This is a genomic window from Kosakonia sp. R1.Fl (genome assembly GCF_023516815.1).
In the GTDB taxonomy this organism is placed as follows: domain Bacteria; phylum Pseudomonadota; class Gammaproteobacteria; order Enterobacterales; family Enterobacteriaceae; genus Kosakonia.
In genome coordinates, this window is the sequence record NZ_JAMGSQ010000001.1 from 1,587,043 (window position 1) to 1,604,717 (window position 17,675).

The 17,675-nt window shown below is 53.7% G+C and carries 17 protein-coding genes; 13 read left to right on the forward strand and 4 right to left on the reverse strand.

What is annotated here, in order from left to right; all coding sequences use genetic code 11:
• The first annotated feature begins 59 nt into the window (after positions 1-59).
• Positions 60-269 carry a CsbD family protein gene (locus M8Q36_RS07500; protein WP_007372427.1) on the forward strand — a complete coding sequence of 70 codons (210 nt, stop codon included), beginning with the start codon at positions 60-62 and terminating at the stop codon, positions 267-269.
• Positions 270-555: 286 nt separating this feature from the next.
• On the opposite strand, the gene zur is transcribed toward M8Q36_RS07500, so the two are convergent.
• The gene (zur, locus tag M8Q36_RS07505; RefSeq protein WP_065369851.1) at positions 556-1,071 is read right to left on the reverse strand and encodes a zinc uptake transcriptional repressor Zur; all 516 of its coding nucleotides are present in this window, start codon (positions 1,069-1,071) and stop codon (positions 556-558) included.
• A gap of 283 nt (positions 1,072-1,354) precedes the next feature.
• Between zur and M8Q36_RS07510 the strand changes: the two genes are divergently transcribed.
• The 3 genes from M8Q36_RS07510 (at position 1,355) to pspG (ending at position 4,128) form a co-directional block, all read left to right on the forward strand.
• Positions 1,355-2,671 carry a conjugal transfer protein TraF gene (locus tag M8Q36_RS07510; RefSeq protein WP_249880479.1) on the forward strand — a complete coding sequence of 439 codons (1,317 nt, stop codon included), beginning with the start codon at positions 1,355-1,357 and terminating at the stop codon, positions 2,669-2,671.
• Positions 2,672-2,753: 82 nt separating this feature from the next.
• On the forward strand, positions 2,754-3,752 hold the full coding sequence (gene dusA / locus M8Q36_RS07515) for a tRNA dihydrouridine(20/20a) synthase DusA (protein WP_249880480.1): 999 nt from the start codon (positions 2,754-2,756) through the stop codon (positions 3,750-3,752).
• 133 nt (positions 3,753-3,885) lie between these two features.
• Positions 3,886-4,128 (forward strand): envelope stress response protein PspG, encoded by a 243-nt coding sequence (gene pspG, locus M8Q36_RS07520; RefSeq protein ID WP_086873915.1) that lies wholly within the window; start codon positions 3,886-3,888, stop codon positions 4,126-4,128.
• A gap of 188 nt (positions 4,129-4,316) precedes the next feature.
• On the opposite strand, the gene M8Q36_RS07525 is transcribed toward pspG, so the two are convergent.
• Positions 4,317-5,300, reverse strand: a complete 984-nt coding sequence (locus M8Q36_RS07525) for a quinone oxidoreductase (protein ID WP_175274415.1) — start codon at positions 5,298-5,300, stop codon at positions 4,317-4,319.
• 59 nt (positions 5,301-5,359) lie between these two features.
• Between M8Q36_RS07525 and dnaB the strand changes: the two genes are divergently transcribed.
• The 8 genes from dnaB (at position 5,360) to M8Q36_RS07565 (ending at position 13,207) form a co-directional block, all read left to right on the forward strand.
• A complete protein-coding gene (gene dnaB, locus M8Q36_RS07530) occupies positions 5,360-6,766 on the forward strand; it encodes a replicative DNA helicase (protein WP_017459445.1) in 1,407 nt (468 codons plus the stop codon).
• A gap of 142 nt (positions 6,767-6,908) precedes the next feature.
• Complete coding sequence (alr, locus tag M8Q36_RS07535; RefSeq protein ID WP_249880481.1) at positions 6,909-7,988, forward strand: alanine racemase; 1,080 nt, start codon at positions 6,909-6,911, stop codon at positions 7,986-7,988.
• Positions 7,989-8,000: 12 nt separating this feature from the next.
• Entirely contained in the window at positions 8,001-8,558 is a 558-nt protein-coding gene (gene pnuC, locus M8Q36_RS07540) for a nicotinamide riboside transporter PnuC (RefSeq protein ID WP_025263765.1), read from the forward strand.
• Positions 8,531-9,559, forward strand: a complete 1,029-nt coding sequence (locus M8Q36_RS07545; RefSeq protein ID WP_502825468.1) for an AAA family ATPase — start codon at positions 8,531-8,533, stop codon at positions 9,557-9,559. The genes pnuC and M8Q36_RS07545 overlap by 28 nt, the downstream gene beginning before the upstream one ends.
• A gap of 100 nt (positions 9,560-9,659) precedes the next feature.
• Complete coding sequence (gene tyrB / locus M8Q36_RS07550; protein ID WP_249880482.1) at positions 9,660-10,853, forward strand: aromatic amino acid transaminase; 1,194 nt, start codon at positions 9,660-9,662, stop codon at positions 10,851-10,853.
• 188 nt (positions 10,854-11,041) lie between these two features.
• Positions 11,042-11,749, forward strand: coding sequence for an acid phosphatase AphA (aphA, locus tag M8Q36_RS07555; protein ID WP_200552031.1), 708 nt, complete (start codon positions 11,042-11,044; stop codon positions 11,747-11,749).
• Between the two features lie 70 nt (positions 11,750-11,819).
• Positions 11,820-12,236 (forward strand): secondary thiamine-phosphate synthase enzyme YjbQ, encoded by a 417-nt coding sequence (locus M8Q36_RS07560; RefSeq protein WP_249880483.1) that lies wholly within the window; start codon positions 11,820-11,822, stop codon positions 12,234-12,236.
• Positions 12,237-12,316: 80 nt separating this feature from the next.
• Positions 12,317-13,207, forward strand: a complete 891-nt coding sequence (locus tag M8Q36_RS07565; protein ID WP_249880484.1) for a GNAT family protein — start codon at positions 12,317-12,319, stop codon at positions 13,205-13,207.
• A gap of 48 nt (positions 13,208-13,255) precedes the next feature.
• On the opposite strand, the gene M8Q36_RS07570 is transcribed toward M8Q36_RS07565, so the two are convergent.
• On the reverse strand, positions 13,256-13,966 hold the full coding sequence (locus M8Q36_RS07570; RefSeq protein ID WP_249880485.1) for a response regulator: 711 nt from the start codon (positions 13,964-13,966) through the stop codon (positions 13,256-13,258).
• Between the two features lie 280 nt (positions 13,967-14,246).
• On the opposite strand from M8Q36_RS07570, the gene M8Q36_RS07575 reads away from it, so the two are divergent.
• The gene (locus tag M8Q36_RS07575) at positions 14,247-14,600 is read left to right on the forward strand and encodes an MmcQ/YjbR family DNA-binding protein (protein ID WP_020456129.1); all 354 of its coding nucleotides are present in this window, start codon (positions 14,247-14,249) and stop codon (positions 14,598-14,600) included.
• Here M8Q36_RS07575 and uvrA read toward each other — a convergent pair whose 3' ends face one another.
• Entirely contained in the window at positions 14,601-17,426 is a 2,826-nt protein-coding gene (gene uvrA / locus M8Q36_RS07580) for an excinuclease ABC subunit UvrA (protein WP_017459455.1), read from the reverse strand.
• Positions 17,427-17,675 lie beyond the last annotated feature (249 nt).

The following is a 17,675-nucleotide window of genomic DNA, read 5'->3' on the forward strand; positions in this document are numbered from 1 at the left end:
CAGTACGTTCAGCACGGCGAGAACGTCATTTTATTAAACCGAACGATAAGGAGTCCATGATGAATAAAGACGAAGTCGGCGGTAACTGGAAACAGTTTAAAGGTACTGTAAAAGAGAAATGGGGCAAGCTCACCGATGACGATATGACGATCATTGAAGGTAAACGTGATCAGTTGGTGGGTAAAATCCAGGAACGTTACGGTTACGCGAAAGATCAGGCAGAAAAAGAGGTGACGGACTGGGAAACGCGTAATGATTACCGTTGGTAGCCAACACATCCCCTCAAATGTGTTAACCCTCTGAAGGCTACCCTGCCCGAAGGTACAAGGATGTACCACCCCTCCAGATTCCACATCTATTAGCTCGAACCGCATTGATTTGGCTTACAAGCTTCCAGATTTTGCGTTCTTATCGCATCCCGCTGTCTATCTCCTTTTACCAACAGTTTGCCTGACCTAGGGCTGCCACAGTATGCGCTTGCTCGCCGCAGTTAAAATGCGAAACCTGGTGGGCTGTGTGGTAGGTAATAAATAGCCGATAAAAAACGAGAGACTATTATCGCGGTTTTTTCTTTAGCGGAACGCTGTGATCATGTTGGCAGTGATCGTGATGGCGGCAGGCTTCCACTTCCACACAAGCCGCACACAGACCATGGGCTTCAATGACATTATGGCGCAGGGCAAAACCCATTTTCGCCGCCAGCGCATGCATAATATCTTCCACCCCTTCGGCCTGTTCTTCTTTCACCGAACCACAGCGGTCGCAAATGAACATCGCAGAAGTATGCGTCGGCTGATCAAAAAGGTGGCACAGCACATAGCTGTTCGTGGACTCAACTTTGTGAACAAACCCTTGCTCCAGCAGAAAATCAAGCGCGCGATAAACTGTCGGCGGTTTTGCTTGCGGTTCGCTTACGCGCAGCAGATCAAGCAAATCATAGGCGCTGATCGCCCCTTGTTGCAGGCTCAGTAATCGCAACACTTCAAGGCGCTGGGGAGTCAGGCGCACGTTGCGCTGCGCGCACAGCTTTTCAGCCTGCACTAACATCTCTTGCGAAGTGGTCTTATCCATTTGCGCTCTCTGGTCGGGGAAATAGAAACCCACACTTTACCATGTCCTGCCCAAAACACCGAGATCGCCGCCCGTAAACTCCTTTTCTCACTTTCCTTCCCGAAACGAATTTCCTCTTCTATAAATATTGAGAGTTTCCTCAATAACTATAGCGTTCATATATATCCTGTACGTTCACATGATTTAGCTTCTTTTTTGGTCGTTGTTCGCAGCAATAGTGAATTCCTGTTTCTTTTAAAATAAACAGGCTTAAAAAAACTCATCTGGCTACGAGACACATATTGTGAATAAAAAACGTAAACTTTCAGTGGTCGCTATCGCTGTCTCCTTCTTTGCGGCAAATCAAGCAGGAGCAGCCAATACCTGGGCAGAAGCACGTAACGATGCAATGGGAGGAACGGGTGTTGCATCGGCAAATTATGGTAGTGGAGCACTCATCAACCCGGCGTTGCTGGCGAAAGCCAAGCCGGAAGATGACGTCACGATTATCCTGCCGAGCGTTCAGGCGCAAATTACCGACAAAGATAACCTTCGCGATGAAATCGATAACATCAATGACAAAATTGATGGTTACAAGGATGTGGTCGATAACCTGACCGCTGCGCAGATCATTGCCAACCCGATTGGCACGGTCAATCAGTTCCAGGCAGCGGCGAAAGATCTGGCTGACGAACTGGTGTTCCTGAAAGGCAAAACCGCGCAGGCCAAAGCTGCCGCAGGCATTGCGGTCAGCATTCCAAATGATGTGCTCTCGCTGGCTTTTGTCACCAAAGCGTATGCGCACGCTCGCGTTAGCTCGAATATCGATCAACAGGATATTGATTACCTGCGCAATATTCAGAACAACACCGGTTTTGCAGTAGGCGAAGCGTTAGGCGCGGTGGTTTCGCCAAACGGTAGCGAAGAGATCACCAAAAACCTCAACTCTACCGCAGCGGGCCGTGCGGCAATTGTCTCCGACTTTGGTATCGCCATGGCGCGCCAGTTTGAAGTCGCTGGCGTGCCGTTGTCCCTTGGCGTGACGCCGAAACTGCAAAAAACGTGGGTCTACAACTACACCGCGTCTATTTATGACTATAAGAGCAGCGACCTGAGAGACAGCCGTTATCGCACCGATGACACCGGCTTTAACATCGATGTCGGTGCTGCGGCAGATCTTAGTGAAAACATCACTGTGGGCTTAACCGGCACCAACCTTATCTCGCGCGATATCGATACACAGAATATTCGAATTCGCAATGGTAGAACCGGTGTGGTCACCAATTATAAAGACACCTACCAGATTAGCCCGGTAGTGACGGCTGGCGCGGCCTGGCATAATGAGCTGGTGACATTAAGCGCCGATGGGGATTTAACCGAAACCAAAGGCTTTAAGAGCGAGAAAAACTCCCAGTACGTGGGCGTTGGTGCGGAAGTTCGCCCGCTTAGCTGGCTGGCGGTGCGGGCCGGTTACCGCGCGGATGTGAAAGGTGATGATAAAAACGTCTTCACTGGCGGTGTCGGTTTTGCACCGTTTAACCGTGTCCATGTCGATTTGATGGGGCTGGTTGGTGAAGATGAAACCTGGGGCGCAGGCGCACAGCTGAGCGTCACATTCTAAGGTTTAGCCGGAGGCGCTGCGCCTCCGGTTTTGCCTGTGCTATAGTAGCGCCCCTTTTTCATTCGATGCTTAAATATTCGCCATGCTGCCACACAATCAGTCCGCTACTTTTCCTGCCCATCGTTTCTCCATTGCGCCGATGCTTGACTGGACGGACAGACATTGCCGCTACTTCTTGCGCCTGCTGTCGCGCCAGACGTTGCTCTACACCGAAATGGTCACCACCGGTGCCATCATTCATGGCAAGGGCGATTACCTGGCGTATAGCGAAGAAGAACATCCGGTGGCGTTGCAGCTCGGCGGTAGCGATCCGGCGCAGCTTGCCCATTGTGCGAAGCTGGCCGAAGCGCGCGGCTATGATGAAATTAACCTCAACGTTGGGTGTCCGTCCGATCGCGTGCAGAATGGCCGTTTCGGCGCATGCCTGATGGGCGAAGCGCAACTGGTGGCGGATTGCATCAAAGCGATGCGTGATGTGGTATCGATTCCGGTCACTGTCAAAACGCGTATTGGCATTGACGATCAGGACAGCTACGAATTTCTCTGCGACTTTATTGGCACCGTGGCCGGAAAAGGCGAATGTGAAAGTTTTATCATCCATGCGCGCAAAGCGTGGCTTTCAGGGTTAAGCCCGAAAGAGAACCGCGAAATTCCACCGCTGGATTACCCTCGCGTTTATCAGTTGAAGCGTGATTTTCCGCACCTGACAATGGCGATTAACGGCGGTATCAAATCGCTGGAAGAAGCCAAAGCGCATCTGGAGCATATGGATGGCGTGATGGTGGGTCGCGAAGCGTATCAGAACCCTGGCATGCTGGCGTCTGTTGACCGCGAGATCTTTGGCGCAGACGTGGCGGATGCCGATCCGGTCGCCGTGGTGCGCGCCATGTACCCCTACATTGAGCGCGAACTGAGCCAGGGCGCGTATCTCGGGCATATCACGCGGCATATGCTGGGGCTGTTTCAGGGCGTTCCTGGCGCGCGCCAGTGGCGTCGTTATCTGAGTGAAAATGCGCATAAAGCCGGTGCGGATATCGCGGTAGTGGAACACGCGCTCAACCTGGTGGCGTCAAAGCGTTAAAGTTTCACCAAAAGGTAGTCAAATTCACTAAGCTCCGCCTTCTGTTGCGGAGCTTTTTTATTGATAAATAAGCTAATTTTCCCTGGCATGGTTCTTGTAATAACCGGGAAGTTACCTCTTTGGGAGATCCATCATGCTGGAATTACTGTTTATCGTGGGCTTTTTTATCATGTTGCTGGTGACCGGCGTTTCGCTGCTGGGCATCATCGCAGCGCTGCTGGTGGCAACGGCTGTTATGTTCCTCGGCGGGCTTTTCGCATTGATGATCAAGCTATTGCCATGGCTGCTGCTGGCCGTCGCCGTTGTCTGGATTATCCGTGCCGTGAAAGAACCGAAGGTCCCACGTTATCAACGCAATAACCGTTGGCGTTACTAAAGTATTGCGTGGTTCGTCACATACCGAAGACTTTTCCCGGTACATTGCTTAGAACCGAATAGGATTTACTTATTAAATCTGTCACTATCGCGACGTTAACGAATTCATCGCGCTGTACCCTACAATGCAGCCGAACTAAAAAAGAAAGGGCTTCCCACGGGAAGCCCTAATTCTTTCAGGTACTTAGCTTAAGGGATCAACAGACTGGAGCCCTGCGTCGCCCGACTCTCCAGCACTTCATGCGCCCGCTGTGCATCGTGCAGCGCGAACTTCTGGCTCTCGGCCACATCCACTTTGATAACCCCGCTGGCAATCAGCGAAAACAGCTCATTACTGGCTTCCTGCAACTCTTCCCGGTTAGTGACATAGCCATTGAGGGAAGGGCGCGTGGCGTAGAGCGAGCCTTTCTGGTTAAGAATACCCAGATTCACGCCGGTAACCGGGCCGGAAGAGTTGCCAAAGCTCACCATCAATCCGCGACGTCGCAGACAATCAAGCGACGTTTCCCAGGTGTCTTTCCCCACCGAGTCGTACACCACCGCCACCTTTTTACCGCCGGTGAGTTCTTTGACACGTTCCACCACATTCTCTTCGCTGTAGTTGATCACCTGCCAGGCACCTGCCTGCAACGCGCGCTGCGCTTTTTGCGCGGAACCCACGGTACCAATCAGCTTCGCGCCAAGGGCTTTTGCCCACTGGCAGGCAATCAACCCGACACCACCGGCGGCAGCATGGAACAGGAACATTTCATCTGGCTTGATTTCATAGGTTTTGCGCAGCAGATAAAACACCGTCAGCCCCTTCAGGAATGACGCCGCCGCTTGCTCGAAGGAGATCGCGTTCGGCAGCACCGCGACTTTATCCGCCAAAACGTTATGCACCGAGCTATACGCACCCAGGCCCGATTGCGCATACACCACGCGATCGCCCACTTTCACCTGCGTGACGCCGCTGCCCACTTTGCTTACCACGCCTGCCGCTTCGGTGCCCAGCCCGCTTGGTAACGCTGGCGGCGGATATAATCCGCTACGGATATAGGTATCGATATAGTTGATGCCAATGGCTTTATTTTCTACCTGCACTTCGTTTTCCGCTGGCGCTGCGGGGGTGAACTCAACCGCTTTAAGCACCTCAGGCCCACCATGCTTTTGAAATTCTATTCTCGTCGCCATGCTTCCTCCTGATGTGATAATCTCTCAACCCATTCATTACCCGGATAGCTCCATTCACTATGGCAGGAAATAAACCCTTCAACAAACAGACTGAAACCCGCGACGTACAGCTCGAGGGGATGAAAGTGCCTCCGCATTCTATTGAAGCGGAGCAGTCGGTGTTGGGCGGTTTAATGCTGGATAACGAGCGTTGGGATGATGTTGCCGAACGCGTCGTGGCGGATGATTTTTATACGCGCCCGCACCGCCATATTTTTACCGAGATGCACCGCTTGCAGGAGATGGGCAAACCCATCGATCTGATAACGCTCGCAGAATCGCTGGAGCTGCAGGGGCAACTGGACATTGTTGGCGGCTTTGCTTACCTGGCTGAGCTTTCCAAAAATACGCCAAGTGCGGCAAACATCAGCGCCTATGCCGATATCGTGCGCGAACGTGCGGTAGTGCGCGAAATGATTTCGGTGGCGAATGAAATCGCCAACGCCGGTTTTGATCCGCAGGGGCGCAGCAGTGAAGATCTGCTCGACCTTGCCGAATCCCGCGTTTTCAAAATCGCCGAAAGCCGCGCAAATAAAGACGAAGGCCCGAAAAACATCGCCGATGTGCTTGAAGCGACCGTTTCGCGTATCGAACAGCTTTTCCAGCAGCCGCACGACGGTGTCACCGGTGTGAATACGGGCTATGACGATCTTAATAAGAAAACGGCGGGCTTACAGCCGTCGGATTTGATCATTGTTGCCGCGCGTCCGTCGATGGGTAAAACGACATTTGCGATGAACCTCGTTGAAAACGCGGCGATGTTGCAGGATAAACCGGTATTAATCTTCAGTCTTGAGATGCCCTCCGAACAGATCATGATGCGTTCGCTGGCCTCCCTTTCGCGTGTCGATCAGACGCGCATTCGTACCGGCCAACTGGATGATGAAGACTGGGCGCGCATCTCCGGCACCATGGGCATCCTGCTCGAAAAACGCAATATCTATATTGATGACTCTTCCGGCCTGACGCCGACGGAAGTCCGATCCCGTGCGCGGCGTATCGCCCGCGAGCATGGCGGCATTGGGCTTATCATGATCGACTACCTGCAACTGATGCGTGTGCCGTCGTTGTCGGATAACCGTACGCTGGAAATCGCCGAAATCTCCCGCTCGCTAAAAGCGCTGGCGAAAGAGTTACAGGTGCCGGTGGTGGCGCTGTCGCAGCTTAACCGCTCGCTGGAGCAGCGCGCCGACAAACGTCCGGTAAACTCCGACTTGCGTGAATCCGGCTCCATCGAGCAGGACGCCGACTTGATCATGTTTATTTATCGTGACGAGGTTTATCACGAAAACAGTGACTTAAAAGGCATTGCAGAAATCATTATTGGTAAGCAGCGTAACGGGCCGATAGGTACCGTGCGTCTGACATTTAACGGGCAGTGGTCGCGCTTTGATAATTATGCTGGGCCACAATACGACGACGAATAAATCCTCTTCATCCTTCGCATTACAGGGGCGTTGACTGCCTCCGCTGATCCTGGTCGCCTGGTTTACCAAACCGTCGGGATCGACGGACTTGTCGTCTCCTGCACACGAATGATATTGACGATTGCTTGATAGGGTAATGTAAATGCAAGCGGCAACCGTAGTAGTTAACCGCCGCGCTCTGCGACACAATCTGCAACGCCTGCGTGAACTGGCTCCCGCCAGCCGCGTGGTTGCGGTCGTGAAAGCGAACGCCTATGGACACGGTCTTCTCGAGACCGCGCGAACGCTCCCCGATGCCGATGCTTTCGGTGTCTCCCGTCTTGAAGAAGCCCTGCAATTACGCGCGGGCGGCATCACACAACCGATTTTGCTGCTGGAAGGTTTCTTCGCCGCCAGCGATCTGCCATTGGTCGCTGAACACCAGCTTCACACGGTTATTCATAGCCTTGAACAGCTGGAAGCGCTGGAAACCGCGACGCTGAAAGCGCCGGTTACCGTGTGGATGAAGCTTGATACCGGTATGCATCGCCTGGGTGTACATCCGCACGAGGCTGAGGCGTTTTATGCGCGCTTGTCACAGTGCAAAAATGTGCGCCAGCCAGTTAACGTTGCCAGCCATTTTGCCCGCGCTGACGAGCCGGAATGCGGCGCAACAGAGCGCCAGCTTGATATCTTCACCACCTTTACCAACGGCAAACCTGGTCTGCGTTCCATTGCCGCTTCCGGCGGTACGCTGCTGTGGCCGCAATCGCACTTCGACTGGGTTCGGCCAGGCATTATTTTGTACGGCGTTTCGCCGCTCGAGAGTAAACCCTGGGGTGCCGATTTCGGTTTTCAGCCAGTCATGACGCTGACTTCGCAACTGATCGCCGTGCGCGAGCATAAAGCGGGCGATGCGGTGGGCTATGGCGGCACGTGGGAAAGCACGCGCGACACGCGTTTAGGCGTGGTGGCGATGGGCTATGGCGATGGCTATCCACGCGCTGCGCCTTCCGGTACGCCGGTGCTGGTTAATGGTCGCGAAGTGCCGATTGTTGGTCGTGTGGCGATGGATATGATTTGCGTTGATCTCGGCCCGGATGCGCAAGACAAAGCCGGTGATGAAGTGGTGCTGTGGGGCGAAGGTTTACCCGTTGAACGCATTGCTGAAGCAACAAAAGTGAGTGCTTACGAACTTATCACGCGCCTGACTTCGCGGGCCACTTTAAAATACATCGACTAAAAGGATTGCGCCTTGTCGCCAATGGAAATCGCCGCCTGCCTGGCTTATGCCCTCTCTGTATGGCTTGCCGCGCGCAACAATATGCACACCTGGTGGACGGGGATTATTGGCTGCGTGCTGTATGGCTGGGTGTTCTACTCCGTACAGCTCTACGCCGATGTCACGCTGCAACTGTTCTTTATCGCCAGCAGTATTGCCGGGTGGATCAATTGGCTGAAAGGCAACCACGGCAGCGAACTGGCGGTACGCAAAACGCCGCTTAACCATTTGTTGCTGATGTTAGCGGGCGCGCTGGTTGTCGCCGGGTGTTACGCCTGGCTGTTGCACCGCTTTACCAACGCGTGGTCGCCGTGGCTGGACTCCGCCATTATGGTTTTCAGCGTGCTCGCGCAATTTATGCTGATGGGGCGCAGGCTCGAAAGCTGGTATTTCTGGCTGCTGGTTAACACCATTGCCGTGCCGCTGTATGCCGCCCGCGATCTCTGGCTCACCGCCGGGTTATATCTTGTTTTCTGGTGTAACGCCTGGCATGGCCTGTATCAATGGCGCAAAGCGATGGCCGCGCGATGAAACGCTTTGCCAGCGGGTTAATCGTCGGTAAATTTGCGCCGTTACACTGCGGCCACGAACGATTGATTAACGCCGCGCTGGAACAGTGCGAACGTCTGTGGATCGTCAGCTACTCTGTGCCAGAGTTGCCTGGATGCGAGCCGGAAAAGCGTGAACGCTGGCTGCGTGCGCGTTTTCCGCAATGCGACATTCTGGTTCTCACCCCCCAGCGTCTCGCTGATTATGGCTTGAGCGCGCCACCGCATAACGACGCCGACGGCGATCTGCATCGCCACTATATGGCCGATATCTGTTTGCAGATTCTGCATTGCCAACCGCAGGCGGTGTTTACCGCCGAAGAGTACGGCGATGGCTTTGCCCGCGTACTCAGTGAACGCTTTGCACGCCCTGTTGTGCATGTGCGTTTGCAGCGTGAGCAGGGAGAACAAGCGCCTTCTGGTACGCTGATTCGCAATGATGTTCATCGCTGGCGGCAGATGTTAGCGCCCGTTGTTTACCGGGATTTTGTGCAGCGCATTTGTCTGCTGGGCGGTGAATCGACCGGCAAAAGCACGCTGAGCATCGCGCTGGCGCAAGCGCTGGATACGGCGTTTGTGGCGGAATATGGCCGCGAACGCTGGGACGAAAAGGGCGGTGAACTGGTTTATGACGATATGCTGCTGATTGCACAAACGCAGGTGCAGCGCGAAGATGCCGCCGACGCCCGGCAGTGGCTGGTGTGCGACACCTCCCCGCTGACGACGCTGTTCTATACGCTGGCGATGTTTGGCCACGCGCCTGATGCGCTCTATGCACTGGCGCAGCGGCACTACCACCTCGTGGTGCTGTGTGACGACGATTTCCCGTTTGTACAGGATGGCACCCGCCAGGATGAAACCTTCCGCCAGCGCCAGCAGGCCTGGTACAACGAACAGCTGACGCAACGCGGCATTCCCTTTCTGCGTGTACACGGTTCGGTAAGCGAGCGCGTGGCGCAAATTCTCGCCGCGCTGCGCGGCTAAAGCGCTTATTTTTTAACACCGCGGTTGCTGCTCTCGATCTTCCTCTGCTTCCGGTTTATTGTGGTGGTTCTTGCCTACTGTAAACCTGGAGAGTACACGCGTGTTTCAGAAAGTTGACGCCTACGCCGGCGACCCGATTCTGTCGTTAATGGAGCGCTTTAAAGAAGATCCCCGCAACGACAAGGTCAATCTCAGTATCGGGCTGTATTACAACGAAGACGGAATCATCCCGCGTTTGCAGGCGGTTGCCGAAGCCGAAGCGCGCCTGAACGCACAGCCTCACGGTGCATCGGTCTATCTGCCGATGGAAGGGCTCAACAGCTATCGCGACGCGATAGCTCCGCTGCTGTTCGGTGCAGAACATCCGGTACTGGCGCAAAAACGTGTTGCTACCATCCAGACCTTAGGCGGCTCCGGTGCGCTGAAAGTCGGCGCAGATTTTCTGAAACGTTACTTTCCAGATTCCGGCGTGTGGGTCAGTGACCCGACCTGGGAAAACCATGTTGCGATATTTGAAGGTGCCGGGTTTGTAGTGAGTACTTACCCCTGGTACGACAGCGCCACTAATGGTGTGCGTTTTGAAGCATTTCTGGAAAAACTGAACACCCTGGCCGCACAGAGCATTGTGCTGCTGCACCCCTGCTGCCATAACCCAACCGGTGCGGATCTCACTCACGCACAGTGGGACCAGGTGGTTGAGGTGTTGAAAGCGCGCAATCTGATCCCGTTCCTCGACATCGCCTATCAGGGCTTTGGTGCCGGAATGGAAGACGATGCTTACGCCATCCGCGCCGTTGCCCGCGCCGGGCTGCCTGCGCTGGTCAGCAACTCTTTTTCGAAAATTTTCTCGCTGTATGGCGAGCGCGTTGGCGGGCTTTCCGTGGTATGTGACGATGCGGACGCCGCCAGCCGCGTGCTGGGGCAGCTCAAAGCCACCGTGCGCCGTAACTACTCCAGCCCACCGAATTTTGGCGCACAGCTGGTCGCGACAGTGCTTGGCGACGCAGGCCTGAAAGCCTCCTGGCTGGCGGAAGTGGAAGCCATGCGTACGCGTATTCTGGCGATGCGCCAGGAGCTGGTCACCGTGCTGAAAGAGGCGGTACCAGGTGGCAATTTCGATTACCTGCTTAAACAGCGCGGCATGTTCAGTTATACCGGCCTGAGCGCGGCGCAGGTCGATCGTCTGCGTGAAGAGTTTGGTATTTATCTCATCGCCAGCGGGCGGATGTGCGTTGCCGGTCTTAACAGCCGCAATGTCCACCGCGTGGCGCAAGCATTCGCCGCAGTAATGTAAGCACCCACTTACTTTTCTTCATCCCCTGCGGTCTGGCAGGGGATTATTTATGCCTCAATATTCGCTTATTCTCTGAATAATCTGCAAAAAATCCTTTTTTTCATCGGCTTCACAGGGTATGGTCTGGTAACATTTTGACCATTCGCACCATTTATAAAATATAACGAACTGATAATTTAGGGATAAATATGCGAAAGTTCATACGCGCGCTCGGCGCGGTCTGCCTGTGGATGACGTTTGGCAGCGCGGTTTACGCATCGGCACCCACGCCGGTATCTGAAGGCACCAATGTTGCCAGACTCGCCGAACAGGCACCCGTTCACTGGGTTTCCGTGGCGCAAATTGAAAATTCTCTGATCGAACGCCCGCCAATGGCGGTCGGGTTTGATATTGACGACACGGTGCTATTTTCCAGCCCCGGTTTCTGGCGCGGTAAAAAAACCTGGTCACCCGAGAGCGAAGCCTATCTGCAAAACCCGGCCTTTTGGGAAAAGATGAACAACGGCTGGGACGAGTTCAGTATTCCGAAAGAAGTGGCCCGCCATCTGATTGCGATGCATGTAAAGCGCGGTGACAGCATCTTTTTCATCACCGGCCGTAGCCCGACAAAAACAGAAACGGTAAGTAAAACGTTACAGGACGATTTTCTTATTCCTGCGGCCAATATGAACCCGGTGATTTTCGCCGGCGATAAGCCTGGCCAGAACAGCAAAACTCAGTGGCTGAAGGCCAATAAAATCCGTATTTTCTATGGCGATTCAGACAGCGATATCACCGCGGCACGAGAAAGCGAAGCCCGGCCAATTCGCGTGCTACGCGCTTCAAACTCGACCTATCGCCCTTTACCGCAGGCGGGTGCGCTGGGCGAGGAAGTGATTGTGAACTCCGAGTATTAGCCCTGGCTTTCCTGTTTTGGCAACATGCTGCCACACTGACAAGAGTTCATTTTGCTGACAGGAGATAGGCATGTGGTATCAACAAACCCTTACGCTTGGCGCGAAGTCGCGCGGGTTTCATCTGGTGACGGACGAGGTGCTTGGGCAACTTCGCGATCTCTCCCGCATTAACGTTGGTTTGCTGCACTTGTTGCTGCAACATACCTCTGCTTCGCTCACCCTGAACGAAAATTGCGATCCCACCGTGCGCCACGATATGGAGCAGCATTTTCTGCAAGCCGTGCCGGACAACGCGCCGTATGAGCATGATTACGAAGGGCCGGATGATATGCCGTCGCACATTAAATCCTCGCTGTTAGGCGTTTCTCTGCTGTTACCTGTGCAAAACGGGCGCGTGGTGCTGGGCACATGGCAGGGAATTTGGCTTGGCGAGCACCGCATTCACGGCGGCTCGCGCAAAATCATCGCCACGCTGCAAGGAGAGTAGCCGCTCCATCAAACCTCCATATACCCCGGTTATAAGCCTGCATAAAGACGTGTGGGTGCGTCTGATAACACGGGGTAGTTATGGTTTTACGGAATGTTTTCGTGTGGCTGTACGGTTGGGAACCGTGCGATTTCGCCACCTACAAAATGGTCTGGCAACAATTTGGCGGTTCTGTCTGTACACATCCGGATGTGCTGCAATTTTTAAGTGCTGAAACGGGGGCGAAGCTGGATTTTTACGTCATTCGTCGCAAGCAGGTATACGTTGGCGCGTGTTACGCGGTGAAGGGTTCGCTATCGCTACAGGACCGGCGTTATCCCTTTGTTTTTGATGACATCATGCTGCCGCTGCAAACGAAAAAGGTGGGGTATTTACCTGCGGTTACCAAGCGGCTGTCGCCGCACCATCGCACAGATTTTCTCAATGTTTTATTCAGCCGTTATTTAAAAAACAAGATCTGCTACGTCAAAGAGAGCCTGTCGAAAGCGTCACAGAAAAAACGCAACGGCGAAATGAAAAAGTTTCTTGCCTGTGGCGGTGAAGTTCGGTGGGTTGATGACTTTTCAGATAGTGAACTGGCCGACATATATATCGACGTGTTCAGGCAGCGCTGGCAGGGTAAAATTTACTGTTTTGCGCGTGATGACTTAATCAGAACATTTGCCGCATTGCGACATTTACTCTTTGGCGCGGTGTTGTTTATGCATGGTCGCCCCTGCGCGTTTGATATCATTTTTATGGCCGAGTGCGATGGCTATTTTTATTTCGATGATATTAATGGTGGGTATTCTCAGAACTATCCTGAATTTAATCTGGGCAGTATTTTGTTGTGGGTGAATATCTGCAAAGCAAAAGAATTATGTCTCGCGAAAGATAAAAAATTTAAATTTTCTCTCGGGGTCTATAAAGATTACTGGAGCTATAAAAAACAGTGGTGCGACATTCTGCCGTTGGGCAGGACGCTGTTTTAATGAATGCTCCCGGCGGTGGTTATCCCCCGCCGGGAGTTTTTGGCTACCTTAATCTCCCAGCCGATAGCCGAAGCCGCGTACGCACTCCGGCACATTGACAATGCCCGCCTGCTGGATCTTCTTTCTTAATTTGCTGACATGGCTATCCACGGTGCGATCGCAGGCATTACCCTCTGGCATGCAAGAATTCATGATTTCTTCGCGCGTAAAAACGCGCTGCGGGTAGCGAATTAAATGCATCAATATCTTAAACTCTGTAGAGGTTAAGTCTGTAGATAAATCCATTTTCTTCGGCCCAACGTACACCTGATGCGTTATTTTATTTATTTCAATGTTTCTGGTTTTATAAAGTTTGAGATTTTCCCGAGCATGATATTGCTGGCTTCTTTTTAAAATAACATGCACCCTGGCGACTAATTCCTCCGGGTTGAACGGTTTCACCAGGAAATCATCAGCGCCCGTTTTTAATGCCTGGATCTTATCTGCATCGGTGTCCATCGCGGTCAGCATCATAATGGGGATATCGGTGGTCTGGCGCAGCTCCATCAACACTTGCCAGCCGTCCTTTTTCGGCATTTTGATATCAAGGATAATAAAATCAGGCTGATATTTTTCGGCCATGATGACCGCTTTTTCACCATCAGGGGCATGAAACACCGCGAACTTGTCGCGCTCAAGGTAAGCAATCATAACACCGGCAATATCACTATCATCTTCAGCGACAAGGACGGTTTTCTTCTCGCCATGTAATATGCTCATCAGGCATCTCCGGGAGTTTTCTCTTTTATCCGCAATCAACAGCACAATAATGTGCCTTTCTTATCTTATTGAAAAAAATGAAAAAATAACTATTACTTTCTACTTGTAACTATTTGTCACTCTAAATCACAAAAGGTTCCAGCGTTCTCGATTCTGTTTAGGTTGTGTTGATCGTCAGGTTTTGTAACGGCCCACGATTTTTTTATCCATACACTACGCTTAAATGATGTATTTATGCCGATCGCGATACCCCACCACGACATGACAAGGAGAAGCAAAAGTGACAATTTCCGAGTTACTGCAATATTGCATGGCGAAGCCTGGCGCTGAACAGAGCGTGCACAGCGACTGGAAAGCAACACAAATCAAAGTTGCGGATGTGCTGTTTGTGATGGTGAAAGAGGTGGAAGGCCGGCCGGCAGCGTCGCTGAAAACGAGCCCGGAACTCGCGGATTTGCTGCGCCAGCAGCATGAAGATGTGCGCCCCAGCCGCCATTTGAATAAAGCGCACTGGAGCACCGTTTACCTGGATGGTTCGTTACCGGATTCGCAGATTTACTACCTGGTGGATGCGTCGTATCAGCAGGCGATTGAGTTGGTGCCGGAACAGGTCCGGCAGCAACTCTCCGTGTAATTACTTCAGCATCGGTTTGAGGAAGCGCGCCGTATGAGAGGCTTCGCATTCGGCGACCGTTTCCGGCGTGCCGGAGACCAGGATCTCGCCGCCGCCGCTGCCGCCTTCCGGGCCGAGATCGACAATCCAGTCCGCCGTTTTAATCACGTCCAGGTTGTGCTCAATCACCACAATGGTGTTGCCCTGATCCCGTAACTGATGTAGCACGTCCAGCAATTGCTGGATATCAGCAAAGTGCAGGCCGGTGGTTGGTTCGTCGAGGATATAGAGCGTCTGACCGGTGCCGCGTTTCGACAGCTCGCGCGCCAGCTTCACGCGCTGGGCTTCACCGCCGGAAAGCGTCGTCGCCGACTGTCCAAGACGAATATAGGTCAGGCCAACATCCATCAGCGTTTGCAGCTTACGCGCCAGCGCCGGAACAGCATCGAAGAACTCGCGTGCTTCTTCGATAGTCATATCCAGCACTTCGTGGATAGTCTTGCCTTTGTATTTGATCTCCAGCGTTTCGCGGTTGTAGCGCTTGCCTTTGCACTGGTCGCACGGCACGTAAATATCCGGCAGAAAGTGCATCTCAACCTTGATTACGCCATCACCCTGGCACGCTTCGCAGCGACCGCCGCGCACGTTAAAGCTGAAGCGCCCCGGCGTGTAACCGCGCGAGCGGGACTCCGGCACACCGGCAAACAGCTCGCGCACCGGCGTAAAGACACCGGTATAGGTGGCCGGGTTGGAGCGCGGCGTACGCCCAATCGGGCTCTGGTCGATATCAATGACTTTGTCGAAATGCTCCAGCCCCTGCACATCGCGATACGGCGCAGGTTCGGCGATGGTCGCGCCGTTCAACTGACGCTGGGCGATTGGGAACAGCGTATCGTTGATCAGCGTCGATTTACCGGAACCAGAAACGCCGGTGATACAGGTGAACAGGCCCACCGGCAGCGTCAGCGTTACATCTTTCAGGTTGTTACCGCGCGCGCCAGTCAGCTTCAGCACTTTTTCCGGATCGGCTTTCACGCGCTGTTTCGGCAGCTCAATTTTACGTTTGCCGCTCATGTACTGCCCGGTCAGGGATTCCGGCACCGCCATGATGGCATCCAGCGTCCCTTCCGCTACCACCTGGCCGCCGTGTACGCCCGCGCCAGGGCCGATGTCGATCACATGGTCGGCGGCGCGAATGGCGTCTTCGTCGTGTTCGACGACAATCACCGTGTTACCGAGGTTACGCAGATGGATAAGCGTGCCAAGCAGACGTTCGTTATCGCGCTGATGCAGGCCGATTGAAGGCTCATCCAGCACGTACATAACGCCTACCAGACCTGCGCCAATCTGGCTTGCCAGACGAATGCGCTGCGCTTCACCGCCTGAGAGCGTTTCCGCCGAGCGCGAGAGCGTCAGGTAGTTCAGGCCGACGTTAACCAGGAACTTCAGGCGATCGCCAATCTCTTTCAGCACTTTTTCGGCGATTTTTGCCCGCTGGCCGGAAAGTTTCAGGTTGTTGAAGAAGTCCATCGCATGGCCGATGCTCATATCGGAAATGGTCGGCAGCGGGGTGTTTTCAACAAAAACGTGGCGCGCTTCGCGACGCAAACGCGTCCCTTCACAGGAGGCGCACGGGCGATTGCTGATAAACTTCGCCAGTTCTTCACGTACCGCACTGGATTCCGTCTCTTTGTAACGACGCTCCATGTTATGCAGCACGCCTTCAAACGGGTGGCGACGCACGGAAGTGTCGCCACGATCGTTCATATATTTGAACTCAATCGACTCTTTACCGGAACCAAACAGCACCACTTTCTGCACGTTAGCGCTCAGGCTTTCCCACGGCGCTTCCACGTCGAATTTGTAGTGTTCCGCCAGCGATTTCAGCATCTGAAAATAGTAGAAGTTGCGGCGATCCCAGCCGCGGATGGCGCCGCCGGCCAGCGACAGCTCCGGGTTCTGGATCACGCGATCGGGATCGAAATATTGCTGCACGCCCAGACCGTCGCAGGTCGGGCATGCGCCAGCCGGGTTGTTGAACGAGAACAGACGCGGTTCCAGCTCGCGCATGCTGTAGCCACAAATCGGGCAGGCGAAGTTGGCGGAGAACAGCAACTCTTCAGCGGTTGGCTCGTCCATATCGGCCACCACGGCCGTGCCGCCGGAAAGTTCCAGTGCGGTTTCAAACGATTCTGCCAGGCGCTGGGCGAGGTCTTCGCGCACTTTAAAACGGTCAATCACCACTTCAATGGTGTGTTTCTTTTGTAGCTCGAGGCTTGGTGGATCGGAGAGATCGCACACTTCGCCGTCAATACGCGCACGGATGTAACCCTGGCTTGCAAGGTTTTCCAGCGTTTTGGTGTGCTCGCCTTTACGCTCTTTGATAACCGGCGCCAGCAGCATCAGGCGCTTGCCTTCTGGCTGCGACAACACGTTATCCACCATCTGGCTCACGGTTTGCGCCGCCAGCGGAACGTCGTGATCCGGGCAACGCGGTTCGCCAACGCGGGCGAACAGCAGACGCAGGTAATCGTGAATTTCCGTGATCGTGCCGACGGTGGAGCGCGGGTTGTGGGATGTCGATTTTTGTTCAATAGAAATGGCGGGCGATAAACCTTCAATGTGGTCAACGTCCGGTTTTTCCATCAGCGACAGAAACTGACGCGCATACGCTGAGAGCGATTCAACGTAACGACGCTGCCCTTCGGCATAGAGTGTGTCGAAAGCCAGGGAGGACTTACCAGAACCCGACAGCCCGGTAACGACAATCAGTTTGTCGCGAGGGATGACGAGGTTGATGTTTTTGAGATTATGGGTGCGGGCGCCCCGTACTTCTATCTTATCCAATCCATTCACCTTTTACCCGGAGGAACACTTTTTGCCTGGTGTGTTTGAAGGACAACCAGCGGTCAGAAACGGCTAATTATGACACAATTTAACCTGAATGAATATACAGTATTCGCATGCATCTTCGCTTCGGGTATGTCAAACTATGGCGCGCGGCGATAATCTGGAATCCTCCTCGCAGCTATCTAAGTGTGGCTTTGTAATGCTACAATCGCGCGTTTACACTACTAAGAATCAAGCAACGTTTTC

Bases quoted from the DNA above. Each gene is read 5' to 3' on its own strand.
- M8Q36_RS07500 (WP_007372427.1), top strand. From the start codon at position 60: ATGAATAAAGACGAAGTCGGCGGTAACTGGAAACAGTTTAAAGGTACT.
- zur (WP_065369851.1), bottom strand. From the start codon at position 1,071: ATGGATAAGACCACTTCGCAAGAGATGTTAGTGCAGGCTGAAAAGCTG.
- dusA (WP_249880480.1), top strand. From the start codon at position 2,754: ATGCTGCCACACAATCAGTCCGCTACTTTTCCTGCCCATCGTTTCTCC.
- pspG (WP_086873915.1), top strand. From the start codon at position 3,886: ATGCTGGAATTACTGTTTATCGTGGGCTTTTTTATCATGTTGCTGGTG.
- M8Q36_RS07525 (WP_175274415.1), bottom strand. From the start codon at position 5,300: ATGGCGACGAGAATAGAATTTCAAAAGCATGGTGGGCCTGAGGTGCTT.
- dnaB (WP_017459445.1), top strand. From the start codon at position 5,360: ATGGCAGGAAATAAACCCTTCAACAAACAGACTGAAACCCGCGACGTA.
- alr (WP_249880481.1), top strand. From the start codon at position 6,909: ATGCAAGCGGCAACCGTAGTAGTTAACCGCCGCGCTCTGCGACACAAT.
- M8Q36_RS07545 (WP_502825468.1), top strand. From the start codon at position 8,531: ATGGCGCAAAGCGATGGCCGCGCGATGAAACGCTTTGCCAGCGGGTTA.
- aphA (WP_200552031.1), top strand. From the start codon at position 11,042: ATGCGAAAGTTCATACGCGCGCTCGGCGCGGTCTGCCTGTGGATGACG.
- M8Q36_RS07560 (WP_249880483.1), top strand. From the start codon at position 11,820: ATGTGGTATCAACAAACCCTTACGCTTGGCGCGAAGTCGCGCGGGTTT.
- M8Q36_RS07565 (WP_249880484.1), top strand. From the start codon at position 12,317: ATGGTTTTACGGAATGTTTTCGTGTGGCTGTACGGTTGGGAACCGTGC.
- M8Q36_RS07570 (WP_249880485.1), bottom strand. From the start codon at position 13,966: ATGAGCATATTACATGGCGAGAAGAAAACCGTCCTTGTCGCTGAAGAT.